Here is a 271-nt window from a genome sequence, read left to right on the forward strand (position 1 = left end):
GCACATGGCGATAGGCGAGCGAATGAAAGGTCCGGCAGTCGACGTGTCCTGGAAACTTGGCGCGCGCATCATTAGCTATAGCCTTGTTAAAGGCTAAGTACAAACCGCGACCACGCAGCCGCTCACCAATCAGCTTTAGAGTAGTCGTTTTACCCGCGCCGGCATAAGCGACCACCTTAAACGATTTATGATCCATCGCCATATTAAGCGCAGCAAGCTGCTCTTCGGTAGGGTCACTCATATAAGCGGGCATAGATGCAGACATAAAAAG

Annotated in this window: 1 protein-coding gene; it reads right to left on the reverse strand. The window is 51.3% G+C overall.

Features of this window, described 5'->3' with window-relative positions; genetic code table 11:
- Positions 1-241, reverse strand: a 241-nt coding sequence (locus AAEY98_RS22335) for a DEAD/DEAH box helicase family protein (RefSeq protein WP_502959662.1), incomplete at its 3' end; no start/stop codon positions are given.
- Positions 242-271: the final 30 nt, after the last annotated feature.

The sequence above is a fragment of the Shewanella sp. AC91-MNA-CIBAN-0169 genome, assembly GCF_040310165.1.
GTDB lineage: Bacteria > Pseudomonadota > Gammaproteobacteria > Enterobacterales > Shewanellaceae > Shewanella.